A 3,833-nucleotide genomic window follows, 5' to 3' on the forward strand; every position below is an offset into this window, starting at 1 on the left:
CCGCCCGCCCTCGTCGTCGCTCCGTCCGGCCCCACGTCCGCCCCGTTCATGCGCTCTTGAACCTGCCGCGCCACACCAGTACCGCGAAGAACGGCGCCCCGACGAGCGAGACGACGACCCCCGCGTCCAGTTCCCCCGGCCGCACCACCAGGCGCCCCACGATGTCGCAGACCAGCAGTACGACCGCCCCGAGCAGCCCGGCGTACGGCACCAGCCAGCGGTAGTCCGGGCCGGTGAGGTACCGCGCGACGTGGGCCACCATGAGCCCGAGGAAGGCGACGGGACCGCAGGCCGCCGTCGCCGCGCCCGCCAGCAGCGTGATGGCGACGACACCGACGGTCCGGGTGCGGGTGATGTCCACGCCGAGCCCGCGCGCGACGTCGTCGCCCAGGTTGAGGAGGTTGACGGCGGGCAGCGTCGTCAGGGCGAGCAGCAGTCCGACGCCGGCGAACACGCCGACCGGCCCGATGACGTCGAACCCGACGCCGGCCACCGACCCCGAGTTCCAGAACCGCAGCGCGTTCAGCGAGGCCTTGTCCGTCAGGGAGACCGCCGTGGTCATGGCCGTGAGGAACACGGTGATCCCCTGCCCGGCCAGCACGAGGGTCAGCGGGTTGCCGGCCCCGCGCCCGATGCTCGACAGTCCGAAGACGACGACGCCCGCGAGACCCGCGCCCAGGAAGGCGAACCAGACGTACTGGAAGGGGCTGGTGAACCCGAAGACGGCGATGACCGAGACCACGGCGAACGACGCACCGGCGTTCACCCCGAGCAGTCCGGTGTCGGCGATCGGGTTGCGCGTGTACCCCTGGATGAGCGCCCCGCCGATCCCGAGGGCGACGCCCGCCACGACCGCGAGCACCGTACGGGGCACCCGCACCGTCTGCACGATGAGCCTGATCTCGGTGAGCCGCCCGTCGGACCCGGGCCCGGCGAACAGTCCGTGCCAGACCTCGGCGGGGCTCAGCGCGCGCGCACCGACGGCCAGCGACGCCACCGCCGCGACCACGAGCAGTGCCGCGAGGGCGCCCAGTCCCACGACCCGTCTGTGACGGGCCTTGCTCGTACCCCCGGGCGCGGGGCGCTCCGTCGCAGTCGTGGCCATGGCGACGTACCCTAACGCGCGCTCGTACCGGCCCCGTCGGCGACCGTCCGGGCCTCGTCCGGGGCGGACTTGAGGCTCCGGTCGAGCAGCGACTCCAGGATCTCGCCGACCCGGACGGCCGTGTTGGACAGCAGGGAGGAGGTGATGCCGTGGGTGTGCTCGGTGCCGCCCTGGAGGTAGATGCCGCAGCGCAGGCCGGGGTCGGTCGCGACGCGGTAGTCCCGTTCGACGCACACCCTGCCGTCGTCGTCGCGCAGGCAGCGGTCCGCCACCCGGCCGAGGAGACCGAGCGGGTCCACCGGGCTGTAGCCGGTGGCGAAGACCACGACGTCCGCGTCCAGGAGCGTCTCCTCGCCGGTGACCAGGGAGGTGACGGCGGCACGCACGCCCTCGGACGTCTCCTCGACGCCGGTGAGCCGGGAGACGTTGAGGAAGCGCAGGCGCTCGGTGCCGAGCACCTTCTCCCGGTACATCTGCCGGTACAGGTCGTCGATGAGGTCGATGTCCACCACCGAGTAGTTGGTGTTGCCGTGGTAGTCCATCAGCCGGCGTTTGACGTCCGCGGGAGCGGCGAAGTAGTCGTCGACGGCCTCCGGGTCGAAGATGCGGTTGGCGAAGCCGCTGTCGTCGGCGGGACTGTAGCCGTAGCGCGCGAAGACCGCGCAGACCTCCGCCTCGGGGAAGCGGCGGTGCAGGTAGGCGACGTTCTCGGCAGCGCTCTGCCCGGCGCCGACGACGACGAACCGGGCGGGTGCGGTGCCCTCCAACGCGTCGACCTTCGCCAGCAGTTCGGAGTTGTGCCAGACGTGCTCGCTCCGCTCGACGCCCTGGGGCAGCAGGGGGCGCAGACCGGTGCCGATCACGAGGTTGCGCGCCCGGTGCACCTCGAGGCCCTGCCCCGAACGGACCGTCACTTCGAGGTGGTCCACCGTTCCGTCCCGTTCGACGGGTGCCACCCCGACCACCTCGCGGCCGTAGGAGACCTGGTCGTCGACCTTGGCCGCGGCCCACTCGAAGTAGTCGTGGAACTCCACCCGCAGCGGGAAGAGGTTCTTGTGGTTGATGAAGTCGATCAGGCGTCCCTTGCTCTGCAGGTAGCAGAGGAAGCTGAACTCACTGGCCGGATTGCGCAGTGTCACCAGGTCCTTGAGGAAGGACACCTGCATCGTCGCGTCGTCGATCAGCATGCCCCGGTGCCATCCGAAGCGCGGCTGCTGCTCGAAGAAGCGGGCGGTGACCGCCTCCTCGGGCCCGGCCTGTGCGTTGTGTTCGCGGACCGCGATCGCCATGGCGACATTGGACGGGCCGAAGCCGATTCCGATGACGTCGTGGACCAGCGTTGCGTCACCAGGAAGAACCTGTGACATGTCACTCCCATCGTGCGGGACAGTCGCCTTGAAGGCGTGGAGGTTGCCGAAATGGGACATGCCGACGGAGCGGCCCGCCGGAAACTTAGGTGAGCCTAAGCTAATGCTATGAAGCTGTCGATAGGGCGAACGGAGGGGCGAGCCCGCCAACTGGGGTGTCGGGCGACAGTGTTGCGGACTAAGGTAAGCCTTGCTTAACTTGCCCGGTTCAGCCCTGCGACGAGGAGGAACGCCCATGCGGGTCGTCATGTTCGGTTACCAGACCTGGGGCCACCGCACCCTGCAAGCCCTGCTGGACTCCGAGCACGACGTGGTGCTGGTCGTGACGCACCCCAAGAGCGAGCACGCGTACGAGAAGATCTGGAGCGACTCCGTCGCCGGCCTCGCCGAGGAACACGGGGTCCCGGTGCTGATCCGCAACCGCCCGGACGACGACGAGCTGTTCGAGCGCCTCAAGGACGCCGACCCGGACATCATCGTGGCCAACAACTGGCGGACCTGGATCCCGCCGCGGATCTTCGGCCTCCCCCGCCACGGCACGCTCAACGTCCACGACTCGCTGCTTCCGAAGTACGCCGGGTTCTCCCCGGTGATCTGGGCGCTGATCAACGGCGAGTCCGAGGTCGGCGTCACCGCACACATGATGAACGACGAGCTGGACGCCGGGGACATCGTCCGGCAGGAGGCCGTGCCGGTGGGACCGAAGGACACCGCCACCGACCTCTTCCACAAGACCGTCGACCTGATCGCCCCGGTCACCATCGGCGCACTCGGCCTCATCGCGGCCGGGCAGACGGAGTTCACCAGGCAGGACAGGTCACGGGCCAGCTTCTTCCACAAGCGGTCCGACGAAGACATCCGCATCGACTGGAGCTGGCCGGCCGAGGACCTGGAGCGCCTGGTCCGCGCCCAGTCCGAGCCCTACCCGAGCGCCTACACCTTCCACCGGGGCAGGCGCCTCGAAGTGCTCGCGGCGGTGGTCTCCGAAGGCCGGTACGGCGGCACGCCCGGGCGCATCTTCTACCGCGAGGGCGACGGCGTGGTCGTCGTGGCCGGCGCCGACGCCCGTACGGGCCGCAACCACGGCCTGGCCGTCACCCGCGTCCGCACGGACGACGGACGGGAGCTGTCCGCCACCGAGTACTTCACTGCCATGGGCGGCTACCTCACCGGCCGCCCCTGACGGCCGGGGGGGGGGGGGGGGGGGGGGGGGGCGGGGGGGCGGGGGGGGGCCCGCCCCCCGGGGGGGGGGGGGGGGGGGGGGCGCGCGGGGGGGGGGGGGGGGGGGGGGGCGGGCGGGGGGGGGGGGGGGGGCGGGGGGGCGGGGGGGGCGGGGCCGGGGGGGGCGGGGGGGGGGGGGG

General features: G+C 71.5%; 3 protein-coding genes. 1 reads left to right on the plus strand and 2 read right to left on the minus strand.

The genetic code is table 11. The features are described 5' to 3' along the window. Window positions 1-46: 46 nt before the first annotated feature. Together HZS56_RS37475 and HZS56_RS37480 are read right to left on the minus strand one after the other, a co-directional pair. Window positions 47-1,105, minus strand: coding sequence for a FecCD family ABC transporter permease (locus HZS56_RS37475; protein ID WP_216725269.1), 1,059 nt, complete (start codon window positions 1,103-1,105; stop codon window positions 47-49). An 11-nt stretch (window positions 1,106-1,116) separates the two neighbouring features. Beyond that, a complete protein-coding gene (locus HZS56_RS37480; protein WP_216725270.1) occupies window positions 1,117-2,472 on the minus strand; it encodes a lysine N(6)-hydroxylase/L-ornithine N(5)-oxygenase family protein in 1,356 nt (451 codons plus the stop codon). Between the two features lie 235 nt (window positions 2,473-2,707). On the opposite strand from HZS56_RS37480, the gene HZS56_RS37485 reads away from it, so the two are divergent. Further along, the gene (locus tag HZS56_RS37485) at window positions 2,708-3,655 is read left to right on the plus strand and encodes a methionyl-tRNA formyltransferase (protein WP_216725271.1); all 948 of its coding nucleotides are present in this window, start codon (window positions 2,708-2,710) and stop codon (window positions 3,653-3,655) included. Window positions 3,656-3,833 lie beyond the last annotated feature (178 nt).

This window comes from Streptomyces mayonensis (assembly GCF_018982965.1).
Lineage (GTDB): Bacteria > Actinomycetota > Actinomycetes > Streptomycetales > Streptomycetaceae > Streptomyces > Streptomyces mayonensis.